Consider the following 1559-nt stretch of genomic DNA (forward strand, 5'->3'; position numbering starts at 1 on the left):
GCCATGGGCACGGGCGCGGCGGAAGTTGTTGCGATTGTCCGCTAACTGCACCGTGCGGGTGCCCACGGTCTCACGCCGCGCGGGCCTGGCACCGGGGGAGCGGCCCGTACGCTGGAGGGGAACCGTGCTGTCTGCCCCGTGAGGTGTCATGTGTCCCCGCGCCGCAACCGCCCCCGAGGCGGCGAGCCCCCGACCGACCACGCCGGCGAGGCGTCGGACCGGTACGGCGGCTTCCAGCGGACCGAGTCCTGGCAGGGCGAGGAGTGGGCGGTCCGGAACGTGGCGGGCGCGAGCGCCGCGGGCAAGCGCTACCGCTGCCCCGGCTGCGACCAGGAGATCCCCTCGGGTGTGCCGCACGTGGTGGCGTGGCCGGAGTACGGCGGCGTGGACGACCGGCGGCACTGGCACAAGGCGTGCTGGAACGCGAAGGACCGCCGCACCTCGCGGGTGCAGCGGTCCCGTAACGCGCCCAAGTTCTGAGCGGGGCGGGTGGGGCGGACGAGCCGGGCGGGCATGACCGGCGGCCCACCGGCCTGGCGGCCCACCTGCCTGGCAGCCCTCAACTCGCCTTACACGTCGCGCCGGTTGAGCGCGAGCGCGGCGAGGACCATCGCCACGGCCGTGACACCCGCCCCGATGAACAGCGGGTCCCAGCCGCTGGGCCCGGACCCGGTCATCGAGGTGTCGTACAGCACCGCGAGCTGGCTCGGGATCGAGTACGAGAAGAGCGTCTCCTGCACGTCTGCCATCGACGGCGAGAACATGAACATCGCCAGCACCAGCGGCAGCAGCACCAGCCCGATCATGATGGTGATCGCGCCCGCCGAGTGCCGGATGAGCGCGCCGACGGCCAGCGCCAGCAGGCCCAGCAGCGCTACGTAGAGGCCGACACCGAACGTCGCCCGCAGCCACTCCTCGCCGGTGGGCGCGCGCCCGCCGAGCAGCGCGACCTGGATGCCGCCCACCAGGGCCGCCGTCACCGTCGTGGTGGTGAACACCAGCAGGAAGAAGACGATCGACTTCGCCGCCAGCACCCGGCCCCGGCTGGGGCAGGCGGTCAGCGTGGTGCGGATCATGCCCGTGCCGTACTCGGACGCGATCGTCAGCACACCGAGGGTGATCACACAGATCGAGCCCAGCAGTACGCCGAAGAAGCCCATCGGCAGCACCGACTCACCGTCGGGTGTCTGCTCCGCGAAGGAGACGGCCCAGGCCACGAGCGAGCCGATGCCCACCATCAGGACGATCATGACGCTGAGCGTCCACACGGTGGAGCGGACGGAACGGATCTTGGTCCACTCCGAGGCGAGCGCGTCCCCGAGGGTGGCCCGGCGGACCGGGATCGGCGAGATGTACGACCCGAGGGGCTGGCCGCCCTGCCAGATCGGGGCCTGCGGCTGCTCGTACGGGGCGGTCATCGGGCGTCCTCGGTGCTGTCGGTCGCGGCTGCGGTCTCGGCGGGCTTCGCGTCGCCCAGGCTCTTGACGAAGTCGGCGGCGGTCGCCGGTGCGGGCGCCGGTGCCGATGCCGGTGCCGACGTGGGAGGCGCGGGGGATGCG

Annotated in this window: 2 protein-coding genes; one reads left to right on the top strand and one right to left on the bottom strand. The window is 72.7% G+C overall.

Going from position 1 to position 1559, the window contains the following annotated elements; all coding sequences use genetic code 11:
• Positions 1-150 precede the first annotated feature (150 nt).
• The gene (locus tag BHU15_RS37480; RefSeq protein ID WP_069631141.1) at positions 151-480 is read left to right on the top strand and encodes an Rv1322 family protein; all 330 of its coding nucleotides are present in this window, start codon (positions 151-153) and stop codon (positions 478-480) included.
• Between the two features lie 89 nt (positions 481-569).
• On the opposite strand, the gene BHU15_RS37485 is transcribed toward BHU15_RS37480, so the two are convergent.
• A complete protein-coding gene (locus BHU15_RS37485; protein WP_069631142.1) occupies positions 570-1418 on the bottom strand; it encodes an ABC transporter permease subunit in 849 nt (282 codons plus the stop codon).
• Positions 1419-1559: the final 141 nt, after the last annotated feature.

The sequence above is a fragment of the Streptomyces niveus genome (genome assembly GCF_001723055.1).
GTDB lineage: Bacteria > Actinomycetota > Actinomycetes > Streptomycetales > Streptomycetaceae > Streptomyces > Streptomyces niveus.